The organism is Mesorhizobium sp. DCY119 (assembly GCF_003590645.1).
Taxonomy (GTDB): domain Bacteria; phylum Pseudomonadota; class Alphaproteobacteria; order Rhizobiales; family Rhizobiaceae; genus Mesorhizobium_M.
In genome coordinates, this window is the sequence record NZ_CP031834.1 from 1,952,321 (window position 1) to 1,975,042 (window position 22,722).

A 22,722-nucleotide genomic window follows, 5' to 3' on the forward strand; every position below is an offset into this window, starting at 1 on the left:
GCTTTGCCGGGTTAGCGTTCGAAGACCTGCCGGCCGAACAGGCTGGCGATCAATTCGACGACCAGCAGCGCGCTCTTGCCGCGGTCGTCGAGGAAGGGGTTGAGTTCGACCAGATCGAGTGAGGTCGTCACGCCGCGATCAGCCAGCATTTCCATGACCAGATGGGCCTCGCGGTAGGTGACGCCGCCGCGCACGGCGGTGCCGACGCCCGGTGCGAGGTCCGGATCGAGGAAATCGACATCGAAGCTGACATGCAGCATGGCGTTTTCGGCTTCGACGCGGTCGAGAATGTCGCGCATGATGCTGCCGGTGCCGCGCTCGTCGATGACGCGCATGTCGAAGACATTGACACCGGCTTCGCGGAGCGCCTTGCGTTCGTCGTGATCGATCGAGCGGGCGCCGTAGATCGAAACATCCTGCGGCCTGACCAGCGGTCGGTCGTTCGGGAGAATGCCCTCCATGCCGGGACGGCCGCAGAAGAAGGCGACCGGCATGCCATGCATGTTGCCGGACGGCGAAGTCAGCGGCGTGTTGAAATCGGAATGGGCATCGAGCCACAGCACATGAAGCGGCCGGCCGGCTTCCGCAGCGAAGCGGGCGGCACCCGACACCGAACCCATCGACAGGCTGTGATCGCCGCCGAGGAAGACCGGCAACTGCCCGGCCGCGAGCGCGCCATAGGCGGCCTTGTCGAGCGTCCGCGTCCAGCCGGTTATGATTTCGGCGTGGAGAGCAGCGCCGGGGATTGTCAGGTCGGTGACCAGTTCCGGCGTGAGATCGCCGTGGTCCCGCACGGCATGGCCGAGACTTGCAAGCTCCTTGGGCAGGTCGGCGACGCGCAGCGCATCCGGGCCCATCTTGCAGCCCAGCTTTCCCGCGCCTTCCTGGACCGGCGCGCCGAACAGGGCGATATTCCTCGGCAATCTGTCGAATATCCGCAACGCGCCAGATTGCACGTTGGAAAGGTCTTTTGGCTGATGAAGCATGATCGAAATCCCAGGCCGGGGAAGCTTTGTTGTTATGGCTCAACGACCCGGTTTGGTGAAATTACGGTCAGGCGATATCAAAGAATATGCTAGACATGTGTATATTTGCATAGTCATTTGAGCAAAACGCCAAATGCTTTGCTCAAACTATCATCGAGACGAATATGGACGACCTTGATCGACGCCTGATTTCCGCCTTGCGCATAGACGGGCGTGCGCCGCTTTCAAAACTGGCGACCATGCTCGGCGTTTCGCGCGGCACGGTGCAGAACAGGCTCGACCGGCTGGTCGAGACCAAGGAGATCGCCGGCTTCACCGTTCGGGTTCGCTCGGATCTTTCCGGCGACCGGGTCTCTGCCGTGATGATGATCGAGGTGGAGGGCAAAAATACGCGCCGCGTGGTGCAGTCCCTCAAGGCGATGCCGGGTATCAAGACGCTCTACACCACCAATGGCGCGTTCGATCTGGTCGCGGAAGTCGAGGTCGCGACGCTACTCGATTTCGACAGGGTTCTCTATGACGTGCGCATGATCGACGGCATTTCGAGGACGGAAACGAGCCTGCTGCTCGCGCCGGCGTAAATTTCAATCGTCGTTTGAAGCGTTGAGGTCTTCCGGTCGCAGGCCGTCATCTGTATCGCGGTCATAGAGCGTGGCGCGGATGAAGATCGTGTGGGCGGCACCCGGTTCGATTGAAAAGACGCCGAACTGCGGGTCGTCCGGGCCATTGGCCGGGATGTGCAGGGCGATGCCGCCTTGCGGGCGCTCGGCCGCCGAGATCAGGAATGTCACGCCGTTGGGAAGCGCGACTTCGATTTGATCGGCGTCGATTGTCGTTGTCTTGCCGTTGCGGCGCGCGCGAAAGGCGATGCCGCTCTGCTTGTTGCCTGCTTCTGTCATGCTGCGTCTTTCAATTTCTGGCGGTACGGATCGATGTGCGAAGGCGATGCTACCAGGAATTTTGCCTGACAAGTAAAATTGGCCGCGACGTATTTCGCCCGAGAAATCTCAATAAAAATAAATAATTTGACTATTCGGCTGAAGAAGTTTAGAAGTTTTTCATCGATATTTGTTAGATCGAATTTTGGTTTTGCGCACGCTTAGCGCGCTCCTGACGAACTTCCCTTCAAAATCGAGATGTGAAAATCATCGCGCATTCGTGCGGTGAATGATTAATATTTTCCGTGAAAGGGTTCGCTATGAGCACCGGAACAGTAAAGTGGTTCAATTCGACTAAGGGCTTCGGTTTCATCCAGCCTGATGATGGCGGCCAGGACGTTTTCGTCCATATCTCCGCAGTCGAGCGCGCTGGTATGCGCGACATCGTCGAAGGCCAGAAGATCAGCTACGAGATGGTGCGGGACAACAAGTCCGGCAAGATGTCGGCTGACCAGCTTCAGGCTGCATAAATATCATTCGTCCAGCCGGTGACCACGGATGTACTGGCACCGTTGGCAAGACGAATGACAAGGAAGGGTCAGGCAATTGCCTGGCCTTTTTTGTTTCAGCTCCACCCGCGCTCACAGCCGCGCGGTGGGTGACAAGTCTCAGCGCTGTGTAATTCTTGTTTTCGCATTCTTCGAAGGCTTTCGAAGCGATGCTTGGTTGCTCCAGGAGGCAAACCATGGCCGACAATTCCCAGAAGACCCGCGAGCAGGCTGAGCTTGCCTTCAGCAAGGCGCAGACCCAATCGCTTGCCCGCAATCGCATCGTCGACGAGCATGACGCTATCGGCAACGAACGCGAAGCCAAGACCGCCAGGCTGCGTGAACTGCGCTTGCAGAAAGAGGCTGAAGATCTGGCCCGCGCCGCCGCCAATCCGGTCGCGCCGAAGCGCAAGGCCGGCGGCTCCAAGGCCTGATCGCAATCAGGACCGCGCCGGCTTCAACGCACAGGCGCGATCTCCAATGACGGCTACGCCTCTTCGTGAATGATGTAGAGCTTCCGCGTCTTTTCGTGGATCGTCCATTCGCCGCGCCAGCCCTTCGGCAGAACCAGCATCTCGCCGGCGCCAACCTCCTGGCTGCGGCCATCAGGGCCATGCAGAGATACGCGGCCCGAGACGATGTGGCAGGTTTCCGAATTGGTGTCGCGCGATGCCGAGAAGCGGCCCGGCGTGCATTCCCACACACCCACTTCCAGTTTTCCGTCGGGCGAAGACCATAGCGTCTTTGCAGCCTCGACCTGATTGCCCTCAAGCGAAGTCGGCTTGGGCGCGGGCTCGCCGAGATCGATGGAGGCGAGGTGGGCGAAGGTCTGGAAGTCGGTCATGATGTTATCCAAAGTTATGCAAGAATATGCTCTGCTGGCGTTTTGGTGAGGTCACGCGCCGAACCAACGGCGCATGAGTGCGATTCGACGGGGTCCGAGTTTCCTCAGTGCCCGGTGATGCGATCGGCGATGGCGGCCAGCTTCGAGGTGTGATCGAGACCAGCTTCCTCGCGTTCGTCGGCCATGCGGTAGAGCTGATACATGGAGTGCACACCCAGCCAGCGCATCGGCTCGGGCTCCCATTTGCTGACCTGGCGGTTGACCCAGGGCAGCCGGGTCAGTTCGGTGTCGCGGCGCAGGATGAGGTCGCGCAGTGTGCGGCCGGAAAGGTTTGAGCTCGAGACGCCGAGCCCGACATAGCCGCCGGCCCAGCCAATGCCGGTTTCAGGGTCGAGGCCGGCAGTCGTGCACCAGTCGCGCGGCACGCCGAGCACACCGCACCAGGCGTGGTCGATGCGCAGGCTCTTGGTCTGCGGCAGAAGGCGAACGAGGATCGCATGGAGCTTTTCGATCGTCAGCTGCTGGGTCTGGCCGCGCACGTCAGTCTGCGAGCCGTAGCGATAGGGTACGCCGCGCCCGCCCATGGTGATGCGGCCCTCGCGGGTGCGCTGGGCGTAGCAATAGGCGTGGGCGGCGTCACCGAGAAGTTCATGCCCTTTCCAGCCGATCTCGTCCCACAGCGCGTCCGACACCGGCTCGGTGATGATCTGCGCGCTGTTGAGCGGCAGCCAGAGCCGTTCGTTGCCGGGAATGCCGGCGGTGAAACCTTCCGTTGCGCGGATGATGGTGGGCGCGCGCACCGTGCCGCGATTGGTCGTGACCTTGCCCTTTTCGATGCTGGTCACGGTCGTCTGCTCGTAGATCGGCACGCCGAGGCGCTCGACGGCGTCGGAGAGGCCGCGCACCAGCTTGGCCGGCTGCACACGCGCCATGCCGCGCAGAACATAGGCGCCCTGCACATTGTGGATGGCGATGCGGGCGCGGGCATCGGCGGCGCTTAGAAATTCGATGCGGTCGGCCGGCATTTCCCATGCCTTGGCCTCTTCATACTCGGCGTGCGCGCGGTCGAGCTGCGGCTTGTTGGTGGCGACAGTGATGTTGTCGGTACGAAGAATGTCGGCGTCGATGCCCTCGGCTTCAGTGATAGAAATCACCTCCTCGACCGAGCCGTACATTGCGCGCTGCATGTCGATGACGGCGCCGCGCGTCGAGGTCTTGAGGTATTTTTCGCGCGACCAGCCGAAGCCGCCAGACAGCCAGCCGCCATTCCGGCCGGATGCGCCGAAGCCGGCGAATTCCTTTTCCACGATGGCGATGCGGATCGAGGGGTCGGCCTTCTTCAGATAGTAGGCCGTCCACAGGCCGGTGTACCCCGCGCCGACGATGCAGACGTCGGCTTCAAGATCGCCGGGAAGCGGTGCGCGAAAGGCCGGCAGGCCGATATCGGCATACCAGAAGGAGACGTTGCCATTGACTTTGGCGTCCATGTTCAAAAAATCCTGCGAGGGGGAATGAGGGGGTCAGGTCAGCGTCATGTCGGCGCGGTCGTCGTCGGCGAGCAGCTTGGAATCCTCCACCGACCAGCGCAGATCGACCTCGTCGCCGATGGCGAAGGGCTTTGCCTCCAGCGACGAGCGCACGACTGCAATCGAGCCATCACGCAGCACGACCTGGTATTTAGAGCCCGAGCCGAGATAGATCGCCTCGCTGACCTGGCCGGCAAGGCTGTTCTGCCCGTCGGTGATGGGTGCCTTGGCGGCTGCGAGTGACAATTTTTCGGGGCGTAGCAGGATCACCGGCGTCTCGCCGCCGGCGAGCTTTTCCTTTGCGACGATCTTCTGGCCGGCGATGGTCAGGCCGGTCTCAAGGCCTGATGTTTCGGCCTTGCCGCGCAAGGTGGTGGATTCGCCGATGAACTTGCCGACGAACAGCGTTGCCGGTTCGTCATAGAGCTGGCGGCCGGTGCCGATCTGTTCGATGCGGCCCTGGTTGAACACGGCGATGCGGTCGGACAGCACCAGCGCTTCTTCCTGATCATGCGTGACATAGACGAAGGTGGTGCCGAGTTCGCGGTGGATGCGCTTGATCTCGAGCTGCAGCCATTCGCGCAGCTTCTTGTCGAGCGCGCCGAGCGGCTCGTCCATCAGAAGCAGAGGCGGATCGAAGACGATGGCGCGAGCGAGCGCCACGCGCTGCTGCTGACCGCCGGAAAGCTCGCTCGGATAGCGATGGGCGAAGTCGGCCATCTTGACCATGTCGAGCGCTGCCTTGACGCGGCGTTCGCGTTCGCCCTTTTCGACGCCGCGAAGGGTAAGGGGATAGGCGACGTTCTTGCCGACAGTCATGTGCGGAAACAGCGCGTAGTGCTGGAACACGACGCCGATGTTGCGCTTGTGCGCCGGCACGCCGACGATGCTTTCGCCGCCGACCGAAAGGTCGCCGGAAGTGAGGTCGGTGAAGCCGGCGACCACGTTCAGCGTCGTCGTCTTGCCCGAGCCCGAGGGCCCGAGCAGCGTCATGAACTCGCCCGGCTCGATATGGAGGCTGACGTTGTCGAGCGCGGTGAACTTGCCGTAGCGTTTCGTGGCATCCCGGATATCGATCGCTGCGCCGCGTTCTCTGGTCTTGGACGTGGACATGTCAGCTCCTTTTGGATTTCGAGCCGATGATCAGCCCTGCGGCGATCACGAGTGTGGTGGCGAGGAAAATGATGGTTCCGACGGCGGCGACGGTCGGGTCGGCGTCGCGGGTGATGCTGGTGAAGATCTGCACGGGCAGGGTCTTCAGATAGGGGCTGGTGATGAACAGCGCGACGATGATCTCGTCGAAGGATGTCACGAAGGCAAACAGCAGACCGGAAAGAATGCCTGGCGCGATCAGCGGTAGCGTGATCGTGCGGAAAGCGGTGAAGCGGTTGGCGCCGAGGCTTGCCGCCGCGGTTTCAAGCCGCACATCGAACACTTCCAAGCTCGCGGAAACTGCGATGATGACGAAGGGGATCGCCAGCATCGTATGGGCAAGCACGAAGCCCAGCGTGGTGCCCACAAGCTGGTAGTTGAGATAGACGGCGTAGATGCCGATTGCCAGCACCACGCCCGGCACGACCATCGGCGTGATGAGGATGGCGCGCAATATGCCGGCGCCGGAATGCTTCATGCGACTGAGGCCCAACGCGGCCAGCGTGCCGATGAAGGTGGCGACGACGGCGACGATGCCGGCGACCTTCAGCGAATTGAGAAGGCTGTTCGACCATTCGGGATTGGTGAAGAAGTTGGCGTACCACTGCCAGGAGAAGCCGGACGGCGGGAATGCCAGCGACTTCTTGTCGTTGAAGGACATCGGGATGACGACAAGCGTCGGCATGATGAGCCAGATGGCAACCAGCAGGCAGAACAGGCCGAGGATGATGCGGAACGGTTTCATCGTCAGCTCCTCGATGCCTGCTTGTGGCGCTGGCGCATCAAGGGCGCGGCGATCGCCAGAAGCACGAAGGTCGAGACCAGCAGCACGACGCCCATGGTGCCGCCACGCCCCCAGTTGAGCAGGCTCAGCACCTGGCTTTGCACCAGCGTCGACAGCATAGTGCTGCGCGGGCCGCCGAGCAGAGCGGGGGTGATGTAGAAGCCGAGCGACAGGATGAAGACGATGATCGCGCCGGCGAATACGCCCGGCAGCGACAGCGGCAGATAGACCTGCAGGAAGGCGAGCGCCGGCCGCGCGCCGAGGCTGCGCGCCGCCTGCACCAATCGCAGGTCGATGCCGCGCATGACCGAATAGAGCGGCAGGATCATGAAGGGCAGAAGCACCTGCGCCATGCCGATGACGACGCCGGTTTGGGTGCGGATGAGCCTGATCGAGCTGAAGCCGATTGCTTTCAGCGTTGAATTGATGACGCCGGAATCCTGAAGCAGGATCACCCAGGCGAGCGTGCGCACCACGCCGCTGACCCAGAACGGCACCAGCACGCACATGATGAGGACGAGGCGCATGCGCGGGCCGACTGTCGTCATCAGATAGGCATAAGGATAGGCCGCGATCACGCAGACGATGGTGACCCAGGCGGAAATGGAAAAGGTGCGGGCAAGAACGGTGAGATTAACGGGCGTGGAGAAGAACCAGACGTAGTTCTGCAAGCCCCATTCGGGCTCGGAAAAGCTGCGCAGCACGATCGTCAGCAGCGGATAGGCCATTGCCGCAATGAGCAGCAGGATGGCCGGAACTGTTAGCAGCGACGGATAGTCCGCCAGCCGCCAGCGGCGCGGCTCGGATGCTGAGCGGCCGGCTGGCCGGGGATCGGAACCCCCGGCCGTTGTCGTGTCGATTGTCTGGTTCACGCTTTACTGTTCCAGGCTTGCATGGGCTGGCTTAGTTGCCGGCCATGAGTGCGGTCCACTTTTCGGAAGCTGCGTCGAAGTTGGCGACCCAGAACTTGATGTTCTGCTGGTAACCCTGCTTGACGCGATCCGGCGTGTTGGTGAGGAAGGCAGCCACGGAATCGTCGACCTTCGGCTGGGCTTCGTCGTTGATCGGCGAGTAGGAGGTCTGCTCGGTCAGGATCTCCTGCGCCTGCTTGCCGAGATAGGCGTTGATCAGCGCGTAGGCCGCATCGGTGTCCTTGACGCCGACCGGGATGGTCAGCTGGTCCATCACGACCATCCAGTCGTTCCAGACCGGCGTGTACTGCGCGCCGTTCTTGACTGCCGTCATGGCGCGGCCTGTCCACATCATGACCATGTCGGCCTCGCCGGATTCGGCGAGCTGCTGCGATTCAGCACCCGTCTTCCAGAAGATCGTGTCCGGGCCGAGCGCCTTGATCTTGGCGATGCCCTTGTCGATGTCGGCCGGAGTCATGTTCTCGACGGAACCGCCGTCGGCAATGATGCCCTGTTCGATCAGCGCGCCGATCGGGTCGCCGCTGCCGTCGATGGCGCGGATGCCGGGGAACTTCTCGGTGTCGAAAAAGTCCTTCCAGCTCTTCGGCGGGTTATCCTTGTAAGCATCGTTCTTGTACATCAGAACCATGCCGTAGTTCATCGCCGGCACGCTGCATTCGCCGACCTGTCCGGCTGGGATGTGCGAGACGTCGATCTTGGTCAGGTCGAGCTTCTGGAACAGCTTGCCGCAATGCACGTAGGGCGGCAGGTCAGCAGTATCGACCACGTCCCAGGTGACGTTGCCGGATTCGACCTGCGCCTGCAGCTTGGCGATCTCGGTCGGGCCGTCATTGAGCAGCGTCACGCCGGACTTGTCGACGAATTCCTTCAGTGCCGCGACCTGGCCGTCCTGATAGATGCCGCCGTAGGAAACGAAGGTCAGCGTCTTGCCCTTGAGCGAGCCGTCCACGATGGTGCCGGCGGCTGGTGCTTCCTGTGCGTGAGCGACGGCGGCAATAACGGCAAGCGCGGTCGCGCCGGCGATGCCGGCAAATGTCGATCTATATCCCATTTTATTCAGTCTCCGATGACCCGCTATTTGGTTTTGGCGTCCCGGGTGCGAGCTTTTTCCGGGGCACATATTCATCGAGCTCGACTGCGCCGCTCGTCGGGGGCGCGATGATCCACAAAACCTCGGCCGGCACATTGCCGACATTGACCGTCTTGTGCGGGGTCGAGGTCGCGTATTCGATGCTGTCGCCTTCCTCGAGGATGAAGGTTTCATCGCCGAGCGTCAGTTGCAGCTTGCCGCGCAGGACGAGGAACATCTCATGCGCATTGCCATGGGTGTAGGGCAGGTCGCCGGTCGAGCCGTCGACCGCGAACTCACCCGAATAGACTTCGACATCGTGGATCGGACGACGCGAAAGCAGCGTCTTGCGATAACCTTCGCTCACCGGCAGGGCCGGGCGCTCGGCGCGTGTCAGCACCTTGTGCGTCGATACCCCGGAGTCTTCGAAAAGATCGGCGACGCTGATGCCCAGCGCATTGGCGATCAGCATCAGGGTGGACGTGTTGGCGCCGGAAAGGCCGCGTTCGAGCTGGCTGAGAAAGCTTGCGGTGGTGCCGGTCAGGTCGCCGAGCTGGCGCAATGTGAGGCGGCGGGCAGTGCGGAATGTCTTGACGCGATCCCCCAGCACTGTCGAGCGGCGAGCCTCCGTCCTGGACGTGGCGCCATCTGCCGGGCTTTCATCGTCGATCAGCTTCATCCGTCTCCCCACGGTTCACTTTACAAGCTATTAAGTGAATCTCTGGATGGCAAGCGGGATTCGTATGCCGGCGAAAAATCCTTGTTAAACAGGCCAGAAAAGAGAAACGGCGCGAGCGTTTCCTTCGCTCGCGCCGCTTTATTTTTCCTTGAAATTCCAGAATCTTACGCCGCGATCATCGCCCGCGCATTGAGGATGTGGAAACAGGCGTTCGCCGCTTCGTTCCCCTTTACCTTGAAGTGGTCGAAGAAGAATTTGCGATGCTCTTCGCTGTCGTGGAAGTGGTGCGGGGTCAGCACCGCCGACAGGACGGGCACATCGGTGGCAAGCTGAACATTCATCATGCCGTCGAGCACGGTGCCTGCCACGAAGTCGTGCCGGTAGATGCCGCCATCGACGACGAAGGCAGTACCTAGAATGGCGTCGAACCGGCCGGTTTCGGCAAGCAGCTTGGCGTGGAGCGGTATTTCGAGTGCGCCGGGCACGTCGAATATCTCGACAACTGTCTTGCCATTCGAAAGCGCCTGCGTGGCGCTGACGAAAGACTCGACGCATTGGTCGACGATTTCTGAATGCCACCGTGCACGAATGACGGCGACGCGGCGGGTTTCGAATTCACGAGGGGATATCTGATTCATGGGTCCTTACTCCGTTCAATGACCAGAATCAGGACGCACGAGACAGGACTTCGTCCGCGGTTAGGCGGCATGATCCCGTTCGTTCTCTTTCATCCGGACTATGACCGTCGGCTCCGGAATTAAACCGGATCTGCTGACCTTCCCGGAAAGTCCGGGAAGCGCTCGCGGGCTCAAGCTTTCGCTCTTACCGCCGGTGGGGAGTTACACCCCGCCCTGAGAACTTAACGCAATCTGTATGGCGTGAAATCCCTGTGGCCGTCAATCCGCCGGATGGCGGGGTCCGGCATTTTCAGTCATGTGTTTTTCTTGCGAAGAATTTTCGTTTTACGCTCGTTTCGATTGCGAAAAAGTTCAAAATTGGGTAGTGGGGAACTGAAGAGAATGCGGCGACCAGCCGGAGAAAATCGTGACCGAACCCTCGACCTACGACATCTTCATCATCGGCGGCGGTATCAATGGGTGCGGTATCGCACGCGACGCGGTCGGTCGCGGCTATTCGGTTTGCCTTGCCGAGATGAACGACCTTGCCAGCGGCACGTCGTCAGGTTCGACCAAGCTCATTCATGGCGGCTTGCGCTATCTCGAACATTACGAGTTCCGGCTGGTGCGGGAATCCCTGATGGAACGCGAGGTGCTGTGGAAGATGGCGCCGCACATCATCTGGCCGATGCGCTTCGTGCTGCCTTATGCCAAGGGCCTGCGCCCGGCCTGGCTGATCCGGCTCGGCTTGTTCCTCTACGATCATATCGGTGGGCGCAAGCTGCTGCCTGCGACGAAGACGCTGGACATGCGCAACGATCCGGCAGGAAAGCCGCTGAAGCCGTTGTTTTCCAAGGCATTCGAATATTCCGACGGCTGGGTCAACGATGCGCGTCTTGTCGTGCTGAACGCGCGCGACGCTGCCGATCGCGGCGCCGATATCCGCACGCGCACCAAAGTGGTCAGCGCGCGGCGCGAGGGTGAGCACTGGCTCATCAACCTCGAGGACCAGCGGACGGGCGAAACGCAGGAGGTGAGGGCGCGGCTGATCGTCAATGCCGGCGGGCCTTGGGTCGATGCCGTGCTTGCGGGCGCGGTCGGGCGCAACGATGTCCACAATGTTCGGTTGGTGCAGGGTAGCCACATCGTCATCCGCAAGAAGTTTGACGATCCGCGCGCCTATTTCTTCCAGAACAAGGACGGGCGCATCATTTTCGCCATTCCCTATGAGGAGGATTTTACCCTCATCGGCACCACCGACCGGGATTTCGACGGCGATCCGCATGATGTGAAGATCAGCGAGGCCGAAACCGATTATCTCTGCAATGCGGCGAGCGAGTATTTCGCGGCACCCGTCAGGCGCGAGGACATCGTCTGGACCTACTCGGCGGTGCGGCCGCTTTACGACGACGGCGCCTCGATGGCGCAGGAGGCGACGCGCGACTATGTCCTGAAATCCGACACCAGCGACGGAGCGCCGCTGGTCAATGTCTTCGGCGGCAAGATCACCACCTATCGCCGGCTCGCCCAATCGATGCTGGAAAAGATCGAGGTGCATCTCGGCAAGCGTGGTGCCGAGTGGACGGCGGGCGCGCCTTTGCCGGGCGGCGATTTCTTTGCGACAGGCTTTGATGCGCAGGTCAGGAAACTGATGGCGGCCTATCCCTTTCTCGATGGCCCCCACGCCCGTCGGCTGACACGGCTTTACGGCACGCTGGCATCGAAGCTTCTCGGTTCGGCGATTTCGCCGGGCGACCTCGGCCGGAATTTCGGCGCCGATCTGTATGAGGTTGAGGTGCGCTACCTCATGGCGCATGAGTGGGCCGTGACGGCCGAGGATGTGCTGTGGCGGCGTACCAAGCGCGGCCTGCATATGAGCGAGGCTCAGCGCCAGGCGCTCGACGATTTCATGCGCAGCGCCAATACGTCGAAGAACGCGGCTGCCGAGTAGCGATTTCCGCATCTTTCCGGCCGGCTGAACCAAAGACGGCAAAATCTCATGCCAGCATAGTGACGTGGCCATAGCTTTGCGCTATGACAACCGTACCCGCGGGTACGGTTGCGGCGCAGGAGGCGGAAATTCCGCCACATCCTGCTGCCGGAATTGGGCCTTCGGTGGGCTGTGGGCTGCTCACAAAATGAATCGGCTGCATCCCGTAAATCTTTGTTTTATCGTACGATCCCCGCGATCCATGTCAGGGGTCCAAGGCTTAGCTTAGGAAAAATCCGATGCCCGCTTACCGTTCCCGCACAACCACCCACGGCCGCAACATGGCAGGCGCTCGCGGCCTGTGGCGCGCCACAGGCATGAAGGACTCGGATTTCGGCAAGCCGATTATCGCGGTGGTAAACTCGTTCACGCAGTTCGTGCCGGGGCATGTGCACCTAAAGGATCTCGGCCAGCTTGTGGCGCGCGAGATCGAGAAAGCAGGCGGCGTCGCCAAGGAATTCAACACCATCGCCGTCGATGACGGCATCGCCATGGGCCATGACGGCATGCTCTATTCGCTGCCGTCGCGCGAGCTGATCGCGGACTCGGTCGAATACATGGTCAACGCGCATTGCGCCGACGCCATGGTCTGCATCTCCAATTGCGACAAGATCACGCCGGGCATGCTGATGGCCTCGCTGCGCCTCAACATCCCGACCGTCTTCGTTTCAGGCGGGCCGATGGAAGCCGGCAAGGTCGTGCTTTCCGATGGCAAGATCCACGCGCTCGACCTGGTCGATGCGATGGTTGCTGCCGCCGATGACAAGATGTCCGACGAAGACGTCCAGACCATCGAGCGCTCGGCTTGCCCGACCTGCGGTTCGTGCTCCGGCATGTTCACTGCAAATTCGATGAACTGCCTGACCGAAGCGCTCGGCCTGTCGCTTCCCGGCAATGGCTCGACGCTGGCAACCCACTCGGATCGCGAAAAGCTGTTCCTTGAAGCGGGCCGCAGGATCGTCGCTCTGGCAAAGCGCTATTACGAGGGCGATGATGAGACCGCGCTGCCGCGCACCATTGCCTCGAAGGGTGCCTTCGAGAACGCCATGGCGCTCGACATTGCCATGGGCGGCTCGACCAACACGGTTCTGCACATTCTCGCCGCAGCACACGAAGGCGAAGTCGATTTCACGATGGACGACATCGACCGTCTGTCGCGCAGGGTTCCGTGTCTCTCCAAGGTCGCTCCCGCAAAGTCCGACGTTCACATGGAAGATGTGCACCGGGCAGGCGGCATCATGGCGATCCTCGGCGAACTGAACCGCGCCGGCTTGCTCAATGTCGATCTGCCCACCGTGCATGAGAAGACGCTTGGCGACGCTCTGTCGAAATGGGACATCGCCGTCACCGACAATCCGGCAGCACTCGAGCTCTTCAGTGCGGCTCCCGGCGGCGTGCCGACGCAGGTCGCGTTCAGCCAGAGCGCGCGCTGGAAGGAACTGGATCTCGACCGCGAAAACGGCGTCATCCGCGATGCGCAGCACCCGTTCTCTAAGGATGGCGGACTTGCGGTTCTAAAAGGAAATATCGCGATCAATGGCTGCATCGTGAAGACGGCGGGCGTCGATGAATCGATCCTGAAGTTCTCCGGCCCGGCGCGCGTTTTCGAAAGCCAGGATTCGTCCGTCAAGGCGATCCTCGCCAATGAGGTCAAGGCCGGCGACGTCGTCGTCATTCGCTACGAAGGGCCGAAGGGCGGACCGGGCATGCAGGAAATGCTCTATCCGACCAGCTATCTGAAGTCGAAGGGCCTTGGCAAAGCCTGCGCTTTGATCACGGACGGCCGCTTCTCCGGCGGCACGTCGGGTCTGTCCATCGGCCATGTCTCGCCGGAAGCCGCCAATGGCGGCCTTATCGGTATCGTGCGTGAAGGCGACATGATCGACATCGACATCCCGAACCGCACCATCTCGCTGCGCGTCGACGAGGCTGAAATCGCTGCCCGCCTCGCCGAACAGGATGCCAAGGGCTGGAAGCCGAGCGAGCAGCGCAAGCGCAAGGTGACGACCGCACTCAAAGCCTATGCGGCCTTCGCAACCTCTGCCGATCGTGGCGCAGTGCGCGATCTCGGCGAGCGCTGAACCCAGAAACCGGATGGCGATCTGCCCCATGGGAAGATCGCCGTCTGACCTAAGACGTAATCCCCGAGCGGGTCTATGAGACGCTTGCAGGCGCTGCGCCCGCACGCGCCGGCTGTACTCGGCTGGCCAAATTCAGGAAGAACCATCGTGACCGATACCACGGCGACCGCAGGCCGCGTCCAAGCAGACAGTACAGTCTATGCCATCTTGCTAGCGGTGAGCTTCTGCCACCTGCTCAACGATGTGATGCAGTCGCTTCTGGCGGCCATCTACCCGATGCTGAAAACCGGCTACGGCCTCGATTTCTGGCAGATCGGCCTGCTCACCATGACTTTCCAGGTCACGGCATCTCTGCTGCAGCCGCTTGTCGGCATGTACACCGACAAAAGGCCGATGCCATATTCGCTGCCGCTCGGCATGGCTTCGACGATGATCGGCCTGATCGTGCTCGCCTATGCCGGCAGCTATACTGTCCTGCTCCTCGGCGCGGCCCTGATCGGTATCGGCTCGGCCATCTTCCATCCGGAATCCTCCCGCGTTGCTCGCATGGCTTCGGGCGGGCGTTACGGTCTTGCACAGTCGGTGTTCCAGGTCGGCGGCAATTTCGGTTCGTCGCTCGGGCCGCTGCTTGCTGCCTTCATCGTCGTGCCCAAAGGCCAGCACAGCATTGCCTGGTTCTCGATCGCAGCCCTCATCGGCATATTCGTGCTGTGGCAGGTCAGCGGCTGGTACAATCGCTACCGCGTGGCCAACGCCAAGCGTCCGGCAAGCAGCCATGCCGTTTCGCTGCCGCGCCGCAAGGTGGTCATAGCGCTGATCGTGCTGGCAACGTTGGTCTGCACCAAGAACATCTACATGGCCAGCCTGTCGAGCTACTACACCTTCTACGTCATCCATAAATTCAGCGTGTCGGTTCAGGAAGCCCAGGTACTGCTGTTCATATTCCTCGGCGCAGTGGCCGTCGGAACTGTGGCAGGCGGCCCGATCGGCGACCGCTTCGGCCGCAAATTCGTCATCTGGTTCTCGATCCTCGGCGTCCTGCCGTTCACGCTCGCATTGCCCTATGCCGACCTGTTCTGGACCCGCATCCTCACCGTCATTATCGGTCTTGTGCTGGCCTCGGCCTTCTCGGCCATCGTCGTCTTTGCGCAGGAGCTGGTGCCGGGCCGCGTCGGCATGATCGCCGGCATCTTCTTCGGCTTTGCCTTCGGCATGGGTGGTCTGGCAGCAGCGGTGCTCGGCGTCGTCGCCGACATCAAGGGCATCGATTACGTCTATATGATCTGTTCGTTCCTGCCTCTGCTCGGCCTTCTGACGATCTTCCTGCCGTCAGTAAAGGAAATGCGCGGGCAGGGCGCCTGACAAAAAAGAAAGCGCCGGGCAGACCGGCGCTTTCTTTGAAATCCGATTTGAGGTTTGGCGGCGCCCTTCTTTGGAAGGGCGCCGCTTTTTCGTTGGGCGCTTAGCCCTTGGCGGCAACCGCCTTCGACGCTGTAAGCTCGCGATCCGGATGCGTCCGCTTCCACCAGTCGCCGAGGAACAGCAGGATGGGTGCTGCGATGAAGATCGACGACGTTGTCGCAACGATAACGCCGAACACCATCGGAATGGCGAAGTTCTCCACGGCGCTGCCGCCCCAGATTGCCATCGGCAGCATCGAGAGCAGGATCGCGACCGAGGTGTAGATACAGCGCGCGAACACCTGATTGATGCTCATGTCGATGATTTCGCGCAGCGGCATCTTCTTGTAGAGGCGCAGGTTTTCACGCATCCGGTCATAGACCACGACTTTGTCGTTCACCGAATAACCGATGATCGTCAGGAGCGCGGCGATGGCCGTCAGGTTGAAATCAAGCCCCAACAGCGCGAAGAAGCCGATGGTCTTGGTCGTGTCGAGGATAAGTGTCGCAATCGCGCCGATGGCGAAGTTCCATTCGAACCGCCACCAGATATAGGCGAGCATCGCGATCGCGGCCAGAACCACTGCGAGCACGCCGGAACGCGCCAGCTCGCCGGAGACCTTGGGTCCGACGACTTCCGTGCGTTCGAACTTCACGCCGGGATCGAGCTTCTGCACCGCAGCCTTGACCTCGTTCACTGCGGCAGTCTGCGCCGTCTCGCCGCCCTCCTGACGCTGTACGCGGATCAGCACATTGCTTTCGCCGCCGATGTTCTGGAGTGCGATTTCGCCGAGGTTGAGGTCACTGAGCGTGCTTCTGAGCTGGGCGAGATCGGCCGGCTGTGAGGTCGTGATCTCGACCTGGATACCGCCCTTGAAGTCGATGCCGTAATTCAGGCCCGGCTTGAAGAACAGTCCGATGGAGGCCAGCGACAGCAGCACCGAAACCAGGATGCCGAAATAGCGGGCGTTCATGAAGTTGATCGAGGTCTTGTCCGGGAAGAAGCGGATAAGCGGTTCGATGGTGATCGTCTTCATTTTGCGGCGGCGTACCACCGACGCCATGATGACGCGCACGATGGCCACGGCGGTGAACATCGAGATACAGGTGCCGAGCATCATGGTGATGGCGAAGCCGCGCACCGGACCCGAGCCGAACATGAACAGCAGGCTGGTGGCGATCAGCGATGTGACGTTGGCGTCGACGATGGTCGAGTAGGCCCGCTTGAAGCCGTGGTCGAGCGCTGCGAAGGCGCTCATGCCTTTCTTGGTTTCTTCCCTTATTCGCTCGTTGATGAGGATGTTGGCATCCACGCCGAAGCCGATGCCGAGGATGATACCGGCGATGCCGGGCAGGGTGAGTGTTGCGCCGATCATGGCGAGTGCGCCGATGGTCAGGACCAGATGCAGGAGCAGCGCGAAATTGGCGATCATGCCCCACGCTCCGTAGAGCGCGACGATGAAGATCACGACCAGCAGGAAGCCGGCGATGCCGGTGTAGACGCCCATGCGGATGATGTCGCCGCCGAGATCGGGACCGACGGTGCGTTCCTCGATGACAGTCAGCGGCGCGGGCAGGGCGCCGGCGCGCAGCAGGGCGGAGAGGACGGTGGTGTCTTCCACGGTGAAGCTGCCGCTGATCTGGCCCGAACCGCCGGTGATCGGCTCGCGGATGACCGGTGCGCTCAGCACCTTGCCGTCAAGCACGATGGCGAAGGGGCGGTTGACATTGGCGGTGGTGATTTCAGCGAATTGGCGTGCGCCGACGCTGTCGAAGCGGAAGGAGACGATCGGCTCCTGCGTACGCTGATCGAAGCCGGCGCGGGCATCCGTCAGGCGCTCGCCGCTCAATGCGACGCGATCTTCGATCGGATATTGCTGGCTGGTCTTGGCGTCCGGCAGCATGGTCACGCCGGGAGGCACGGGCTGGCCCTGCTCGACATTGTTGGCGACCATGTGGAATTCCATCTTGGCCGTGCTGCCGAGCAGTTCGCGCAGGCGTGTCGGGTCCTGAAGACCCGGAAGCTGCACGAGCATGCGGTCGGAGCCGACGCGCTGGATGGTGGGCTCGGCGACGCCGACCTGGTCGACGCGCTGGCGCACGATTTCCAGGCTCTGCTGGAGTGCCGCGTCGAGGCGATCGCGCAGACCGGCTTCCGTGAGCTTCATGGTGATCTGGTTCTGCGCCGAAGCTACGTCGATGTCGGCAGTGCCGCCGCCGAAACCGGTCGCACTGACCGGCACCGCAAGCTTCTGCAGGACCTCCAGCGCCTTGGTGCGCTGGGCGTCGTCAGTGATGGTGAGAACGACGGCGTCGCCGGCAACGCGGGCCGACTGTGTGGCGATGCGCTCGTTGCGCAGTGCGCCGCGGGCATCGTCCAGCAATGAGCGCAGACGGTCGGTCTTCAGCGCGTTGGCGTCCACTTCAAGAACGAGGTGAGAGCCGCCCTGAAGATCGAGGCCGAGGGTGATCTGCTGCTTGGGCAGCCAGTTCGGCAGCATGGCGAGCTGTGCCGGCGTAAACATGTTGGGAAGGGCGGCGATGACGCCGATGAGGACGATAAAGGTATACGCCCCTATCACCCATTTTGATGTTCTCATTGTTCTGGTCCTGTCTGCGCGCAATGCCGGCGTTGGATTGACCGGGCAAAACGCGATCGCGTTCGGAAATTCATTTCGGAGCGGAAGGCGTATGCCTTACGCGGCCTGCGGTGGCGCTCGTGCGCGAAGGACTGTCGTGGCAGTCCCGCGAAAACTCTCCGGGATGCGATCCAGGAGGCCGGCATGCAGGCTGGCGGTGACCTGCCATTGCATGGCAGGCACTATGGCCGGGCCGGTGTCGCTGCCGGCGAGGAAGGATTTCAGCGCCAGGCCGCGCCAGTCAGCGATGGCCACAAGGCGCTGCGGGTTGGCCGCGCCGGACCGGTCACCGCTCGGGGTGCCGGCGCCCTGGCCTGATGCAGCCATGCCATCAGCAAGCAGCCGCGCGGCGCGCACCGGCGAATTTGCGCCGAGAAAACCGTGTGCTGCCGCGAGCGCTACGACAAGCCACAGCAAGGCGGCGGAAGAAAATCCGCGCCTTGGCGTTCTGCCGGGCTTGCTAGAGGTCATCGTGCAACGTCATTCTTCGGTGTCTGCGCCGGCAAATTGTATCATCCGACGGCGCCTGCTCCTACACCATTGCGGCGAAACTACCAACCCTGCGTATTTTTGGGCGCACAGATTAGAATTCCAGCCCGATTTCTTCGAAACCGACGAATGTATCGCTTAAACAAGCGCCGAAACCGCCTCGAACAAAGCCAGCGCCTGCTTGTCGAGCGCATCATCCACCGGAAACGGCTGTGACGACATCTTGACCAGAACGGTTTCGGTGGCCGGATCGACATAGAGCCATTGGCCGTGAATGCCGATGCCGCAAAAGGCGCCGCCGGCATAACCGGTCTGGTACCATTTGTTGCGGTAGCTGCCGTTGGGAAGCAGGAACGAGAAATCGCCCTTGCGCCAGGCTTCGCGGTCGCCGCCGGTCGTCGTGTCCTCGACCCAGCTTTCGGGCAGGATGCGCCGGCCTTCGAAAGTGCCGCCGCAGCGCATCATTTCGCCGACGCGGGCGAGATCGCGTGCCGAGACCGAGACGCCGCCGGCCGCGCGGGCCGTGCCTACGGCGTCTACCGTGATCTGCCCGCTGAGCTTGGCGCCGAGCGGCGCCCACAGGCGGTCGCTCATCAGGTCGGTATAGCGCCGGCCGGAAGCGCGCTCGACGATGATGCCGAGGAAATCGGAGCAGGGCGAGCGGTAGCGGAAGATTTCGCCATGTTCCTTGCCGGCGAGCTTGGGGAGGCTGAACAGGAAAGCCGGCAGCGTCTCCTGAGCGCCCGGCCGTGCAGAATTCCACAGCATAGCGCGGCGATAGCGGGCAAAGGCGCTTTCGGGATCGAGGTAGAGTTCCTCGAAATCGAGCGCCACCGTCATGTCGAGCACATGCTGGACGGTCGCGTCGCCGAAGGCCGAGCCCTTGGCTTCGGGAATGTAGGTCGTGACCGGGGCCGAAGGATCGAGCAAGCCGTCGGCCTGGACCACTCCGGCAAGGATGGCCGTCAGCGACTTGCTGATCGAAAAGATGATGTGGCGACCCGCCGGCTTCATATGCGGGGCATTGTATTCGCCGACGAATTTGCCGCCCTTCATGACCAGGAAGGCGTCGGTATGCGAGCGATTGAGGAATGCGGCGATGGTTTCCGGCTTGCCTTCGAGTGTGACTTTTTCGGCCAGCAAATCCTCGAGGTCGCCGGCTGGCGCTTCGGGAGCAGCTTCCGCGACTTCGATCTCGGCGCTCCGCACCAGTTCGCCGGCATTCTGGAACGACCAGCGATTGTAGGGTTCGGTGCGCCAGTTCTCCAGGGTAACGTCGGAGCGGGGAAAACCGAATTTGTTTTCGAATGCTGTCGGGGTGGTCATGATGGTCCTTCGGGAAAGTTCTTATTTCAGGCGAGTGCGGCGGCGATGGCGTGGATGGCCTTAAGCGTGGCGACTGAATAGGCGCTGTTGGCGAAATCCGGGTAGGTCGACAGTTTGACGACGACCATGTCGTGGTCCCAGTTGATATAGATGAGCTGTCCGAACACGCCCCGGCACATCAGCGTGCGCGACTTGGCATCTTCGAGCCAGAACTGGTTCTTATAGGAGCCGCCGGGAAGGCTCTCGCTGAACAACGGGCCATGCACGCCGTTTCTGGTTGCCTCGATCCAGGCGGGGGGAACGATGCCGCCACCATTTTCGAGGATCGTCTGGCCGAAGCGGCCAAAGTCCCTCAGCGTCGCATTGAAGCCGCCATCGGCCAGCGCGTAGCCGGCGCGATCGACGGTGAAGCAGGCGCTCTCTTCGGCGCCGATCTTCTGCCACAGCTCCTCCGACACCAGCTGTGCCAGGCGCTTGCCGGTGACCCGCTCCATGGTGAAGGCAAGCACGTCGGTCTCAATCGAGCGGTAGACGAATTTTTCGCCGTGCGGACGCTCGGTCTCCTTGAGGCCGAGGATCTGTTCCCAGATATGCGTCGGCCATTTGAAGGCAGGGTCGCTGCCCGGCGGGATCGGCTTCCAGCCTGCCGCGACATCCGTCTGGCCCATGTCCGAATAGCGGTCGGTGTATTCCTCGCTGTAGCGAACCCCGGTCGTCATATCGAGCACATGCTGAAGCGTTGCGCCGCGCCAGCCGGTTTCCTCGAGCTCCGGCAGATAGCGGGTAACCGGTGCCGCGGGGTCGATCAGGCCGCGCCCGACCAGAATGCCGAAAACGGACGCCGTGACCGATTTCGCCATCGACTGCGACAGATGCAGGGTGCGCGGCGTCATGCCGTTGAAGTGGCGCTCATAGGCGATTGTACCGCCCTTAAGCACCAGAAAGCCGTCGGTATACGTCTCGTCGAGATGGCCGGCGAGGGTGGTTGCAGCACCTGTGCTGTCCACCGTAGGCACATCGTCAAGCTCGACCTCCTTGCGCGCAAACTCGCGCGCCGGCCCGTTGCCGCGCCAGACCTCGACCGTCGGCAGGATTTCGCGGATGTGCTGGAACGACCAGCGGTTCCATGGCGGGCGGTCCCAGTCGAGCCTGGGTGGCACCATTTGCGGCGGCGAGCCCTGCATGATGGCAGGGGCGGGGTCGCTGTTGCGATAGGACGTCATTCAATGCTCCACGGAAATGCAACCCCGCAGCGTCTCCTGCGGGGCCTCTCCAACTTGGGTGTTCCGATGGTTATAGCTTCGGCCGTTTGGCCTTTTCGCCGTACCAGCCACCGACCGCTTTTTCATAGGCCATGCCGGCGCGGAACACGTCCTCATCGCAATAGGTGCGGCCGACAATCTGGATGCCTGTGGGCACGCCGTTCTTCGCGTGGCCGGACGGCACCGACAGGACCGGGCAGCGGCTCATCGTGTTGAACGGCGTTGTCATGACCCAGCCGAGCGAAGGATTGACCAGCTTGCCATTGATCCTGACCTCGTCCTTCGACTGGTCGTGGTCGGCCGGCACCGCCGGCAGCGCCGTGGTCGGGCAGATCAGCACATTGTATTTTTCCAGCAGCGGCCCGAGCGTCATATACATGCGGCCGGCTACTTCGAGGCTGTTGACGAAATCGGTCGCCTTGGACCCTGCGCCGTCTTCGGCGAATTTGCGGGCGTAAGTGGTCATCTCGTCGGCATGCTCGGGTAGCAGCTTCGACAGGAACGCGCCGAACAAATGGTTGAGATAGGCCATGCCGGCTTCCAGCACTTCCGGCCCCCAGCCGAGATCGACTTCCTCAACCTCAGCGCCGAGCGAGCGGAATACATCGAGCGCCTTCTTCGTGTTCTTGACGACTTCCGGATCGACCTCGAAGCCGCCGAGATTCATCGAATAGCCGATCTTCCAGCCCTTGATCGGCTTGAATTTGGTCGGCAGCGTCAGCTTCGGCCGAAGCGAGGCGATGTCGAGCGGGCTCGGGCCGGTCATGACGTTTTGCAGCAGGATGGCGTCCTCGACCGTGCGCGCCAGCGGGCCGGTGTGGCAGTAGAAATCGAGGTTGAAGGGCGGATCGTCCGGGTTGCGGCCATAGGGCGGCTTGTAGCCGACGACGCCGCAGGTCGAGGCCGGGATGCGGATCGAGCCGCCGATGTCGGAGCCGGTGGCGATCGACGACGTGCCCGAGGCGAGCGACGCGCCGGCGCCGCCCGAGGAGCCGCCCGGCGTGAATTTGGTGTTCCATGGATTGCGGGTGACGCCCCACAGCCGCGACCACGTATAGGCCGCGCAGGAGAATTCGGGCGTTGCCGTGCGCGCATGGACGATGCCGCCGGCCGTGATGACGCGCTCGTTCATGGTCGAGGAGGAATCCGCGACGAAATCCTTCATGATCAGCGAGCCGCCGGTGGTCGGCTTGCCCTTGATGTAGCTCTCGTCCTTGATGCCGACGGGCAGGCCTTCGAGCGCCCCGGTCTTCTTGCCCTTGGCGTATTTGGCTTCAGCCTTCCTGGCCAGATCCATCGCTTCGTCGAAATGCGTGTTGGTGAAGGCGTTGACCTTGTCCTTGGTCGCCTCGGCGCGCTTGATCACCGCTTCCATCAGTTCGACGGGCGAAAGCTTTTTGGCCTTGAAGCGCTTCAGGGCTTCGCTTGCCGGCATATAGCAAAGGTCGAGATCGCTCATGATAGACACACCTCCTTCGTGTCCACGGCCCGTCGATCGCCGGACGGTGTCCGGACGCGGG

The 22,722-nt window shown here is 61.9% G+C and carries 21 protein-coding genes and 1 riboswitch; of the genes, 6 read left to right on the forward strand and 15 right to left on the reverse strand.

Translation table 11 applies throughout. From position 1 onward, the window contains the following. Positions 1–11: 11 nt before the first annotated feature. The gene (rocF, locus tag DZG07_RS09480) at positions 12–986 is read right to left on the reverse strand and encodes an arginase (protein WP_119816359.1); all 975 of its coding nucleotides are present in this window, start codon (positions 984–986) and stop codon (positions 12–14) included. 164 nt (positions 987–1,150) lie between these two features. Between rocF and DZG07_RS09485 the strand changes: the two genes are divergently transcribed. Then, complete coding sequence (locus tag DZG07_RS09485) at positions 1,151–1,567, forward strand: Lrp/AsnC family transcriptional regulator (protein WP_091913007.1); 417 nt, start codon at positions 1,151–1,153, stop codon at positions 1,565–1,567. 3 nt (positions 1,568–1,570) lie between these two features. On the opposite strand, the gene DZG07_RS09490 is transcribed toward DZG07_RS09485, so the two are convergent. Further along, positions 1,571–1,885 carry a hypothetical protein gene (locus DZG07_RS09490; protein WP_119816362.1) on the reverse strand — a complete coding sequence of 105 codons (315 nt, stop codon included), beginning with the start codon at positions 1,883–1,885 and terminating at the stop codon, positions 1,571–1,573. A gap of 299 nt (positions 1,886–2,184) precedes the next feature. Between DZG07_RS09490 and DZG07_RS09495 the strand changes: the two genes are divergently transcribed. Further along, a complete protein-coding gene (locus DZG07_RS09495; RefSeq protein WP_091913004.1) occupies positions 2,185–2,394 on the forward strand; it encodes a cold-shock protein in 210 nt (69 codons plus the stop codon). 215 nt (positions 2,395–2,609) lie between these two features. Continuing rightward, positions 2,610–2,846, forward strand: a complete 237-nt coding sequence (locus DZG07_RS09500) for a hypothetical protein (RefSeq protein ID WP_091913002.1) — start codon at positions 2,610–2,612, stop codon at positions 2,844–2,846. Positions 2,847–2,899: 53 nt separating this feature from the next. Here DZG07_RS09500 and DZG07_RS09505 read toward each other — a convergent pair whose 3' ends face one another. The 8 genes from DZG07_RS09505 to DZG07_RS09540 all read right to left on the reverse strand — a co-directional run bounded on the left by DZG07_RS09505 (position 2,900) and on the right by DZG07_RS09540 (position 10,036). After that, positions 2,900–3,256 (reverse strand): cupin domain-containing protein, encoded by a 357-nt coding sequence (locus DZG07_RS09505; protein WP_119816365.1) that lies wholly within the window; start codon positions 3,254–3,256, stop codon positions 2,900–2,902. A 104-nt stretch (positions 3,257–3,360) separates the two neighbouring features. Next, positions 3,361–4,743: an FAD-binding oxidoreductase gene (locus DZG07_RS09510; RefSeq protein ID WP_119816368.1), complete on the reverse strand. Its 1,383-nt coding sequence runs from the start codon at positions 4,741–4,743 to the stop codon at positions 3,361–3,363. Positions 4,744–4,776: 33 nt separating this feature from the next. Next, positions 4,777–5,895, reverse strand: coding sequence for an ABC transporter ATP-binding protein (locus DZG07_RS09515; RefSeq protein ID WP_091912998.1), 1,119 nt, complete (start codon positions 5,893–5,895; stop codon positions 4,777–4,779). A gap of 1 nt (position 5,896) precedes the next feature. Further along, entirely contained in the window at positions 5,897–6,685 is a 789-nt protein-coding gene (locus DZG07_RS09520; protein ID WP_091913376.1) for an ABC transporter permease, read from the reverse strand. Next, on the reverse strand, positions 6,682–7,503 hold the full coding sequence (locus tag DZG07_RS09525; protein ID WP_245429637.1) for an ABC transporter permease: 822 nt from the start codon (positions 7,501–7,503) through the stop codon (positions 6,682–6,684). Before DZG07_RS09525 ends, DZG07_RS09520 begins: the two co-directional genes overlap by 4 nt. A gap of 118 nt (positions 7,504–7,621) precedes the next feature. Then, positions 7,622–8,701, reverse strand: coding sequence for an extracellular solute-binding protein (locus tag DZG07_RS09530; RefSeq protein ID WP_119816374.1), 1,080 nt, complete (start codon positions 8,699–8,701; stop codon positions 7,622–7,624). A 1-nt stretch (position 8,702) separates the two neighbouring features. Beyond that, the gene (locus DZG07_RS09535; protein ID WP_119816377.1) at positions 8,703–9,398 is read right to left on the reverse strand and encodes an XRE family transcriptional regulator; all 696 of its coding nucleotides are present in this window, start codon (positions 9,396–9,398) and stop codon (positions 8,703–8,705) included. 164 nt (positions 9,399–9,562) lie between these two features. Further along, the gene (locus DZG07_RS09540) at positions 9,563–10,036 is read right to left on the reverse strand and encodes a 6,7-dimethyl-8-ribityllumazine synthase (protein ID WP_091912991.1); all 474 of its coding nucleotides are present in this window, start codon (positions 10,034–10,036) and stop codon (positions 9,563–9,565) included. Between the two features lie 77 nt (positions 10,037–10,113). Beyond that, positions 10,114–10,261: riboswitch (FMN riboswitch) on the reverse strand. A gap of 181 nt (positions 10,262–10,442) precedes the next feature. On the opposite strand from DZG07_RS09540, the gene glpD reads away from it, so the two are divergent. The 3 genes from glpD to DZG07_RS09555 all read left to right on the forward strand — a co-directional run bounded on the left by glpD (position 10,443) and on the right by DZG07_RS09555 (position 15,448). Further along, the gene (gene glpD, locus DZG07_RS09545) at positions 10,443–11,966 is read left to right on the forward strand and encodes a glycerol-3-phosphate dehydrogenase (protein ID WP_119816380.1); all 1,524 of its coding nucleotides are present in this window, start codon (positions 10,443–10,445) and stop codon (positions 11,964–11,966) included. 278 nt (positions 11,967–12,244) lie between these two features. Further along, complete coding sequence (gene ilvD, locus DZG07_RS09550) at positions 12,245–14,086, forward strand: dihydroxy-acid dehydratase (RefSeq protein ID WP_119816383.1); 1,842 nt, start codon at positions 12,245–12,247, stop codon at positions 14,084–14,086. Positions 14,087–14,233: 147 nt separating this feature from the next. Further along, positions 14,234–15,448, forward strand: coding sequence for an MFS transporter (locus DZG07_RS09555; RefSeq protein WP_244537828.1), 1,215 nt, complete (start codon positions 14,234–14,236; stop codon positions 15,446–15,448). Between the two features lie 100 nt (positions 15,449–15,548). Here the strand turns inward: DZG07_RS09555 and secD are convergent, their stop codons facing one another. From secD to DZG07_RS09580, 5 genes are all read right to left on the reverse strand, one after another. Further along, on the reverse strand, positions 15,549–18,086 hold the full coding sequence (gene secD / locus DZG07_RS09560; protein WP_119816386.1) for a protein translocase subunit SecD: 2,538 nt from the start codon (positions 18,084–18,086) through the stop codon (positions 15,549–15,551). A 96-nt stretch (positions 18,087–18,182) separates the two neighbouring features. Beyond that, positions 18,183–18,596, reverse strand: a complete 414-nt coding sequence (locus tag DZG07_RS09565; protein ID WP_133304734.1) for a hypothetical protein — start codon at positions 18,594–18,596, stop codon at positions 18,183–18,185. A 156-nt stretch (positions 18,597–18,752) separates the two neighbouring features. Continuing rightward, positions 18,753–19,940: a serine hydrolase gene (locus DZG07_RS09570; protein ID WP_119816392.1), complete on the reverse strand. Its 1,188-nt coding sequence runs from the start codon at positions 19,938–19,940 to the stop codon at positions 18,753–18,755. A gap of 26 nt (positions 19,941–19,966) precedes the next feature. Further along, complete coding sequence (locus tag DZG07_RS09575) at positions 19,967–21,163, reverse strand: serine hydrolase (RefSeq protein WP_119816395.1); 1,197 nt, start codon at positions 21,161–21,163, stop codon at positions 19,967–19,969. 70 nt (positions 21,164–21,233) lie between these two features. Then, the gene (locus DZG07_RS09580) at positions 21,234–22,661 is read right to left on the reverse strand and encodes an amidase (protein ID WP_119816398.1); all 1,428 of its coding nucleotides are present in this window, start codon (positions 22,659–22,661) and stop codon (positions 21,234–21,236) included. Positions 22,662–22,722: the final 61 nt, after the last annotated feature.